Raw genomic sequence first — 418 nt, forward strand, 5'->3', positions numbered from 1 at the left:
GATCCGAACACTGCTTCTCCGTATGCCAGTTATCTGCAATATGGGCATATCGCCGGTATTGATGAAATTCTTGAAGGGAAAAAACCGATTACCGATCTCGGCGTGAAAGCTATTGATGATCACACATTAGAAGTCACCTTAAGTGAACCCGTTCCGTACTTCTATAAATTACTTGTTCACCCATCAACTTCACCGGTGCCAAAAGCCGCTATCGAGAAATTCGGCGAAAAATGGACCCAGCCTGGTAATATCGTCACCAACGGTGCCTATACCTTAAAAGATTGGGTCGTAAACGAACGAATCGTTCTTGAACGCAGCCCGACCTACTGGAACAACGCGAAAACCGTTATTAACCAGTTAACCTATTTGCCTATTGCTTCTGAAGTTACCGATGTCAACCGCTACCGTAGTGGTGAAA

At 45.0% G+C, this 418-nt stretch carries 1 protein-coding gene; it reads left to right on the top strand.

Translation table 11 applies throughout. The annotated features are described in order from the left end of the window. Window positions 1-418: ABC transporter substrate-binding protein (locus tag HR086_RS47710; protein ID WP_254626790.1), on the top strand; the 418-nt coding region annotated here is incomplete at both ends.

The organism is Myxococcus sp. CA039A, from assembly GCF_013336645.1.
GTDB classification, from domain to species: Bacteria; Myxococcota; Myxococcia; order Myxococcales; family Myxococcaceae; genus Myxococcus; species Myxococcus llanfairpwllgwyngyllgogerychwyrndrobwllllantysiliogogogochensis.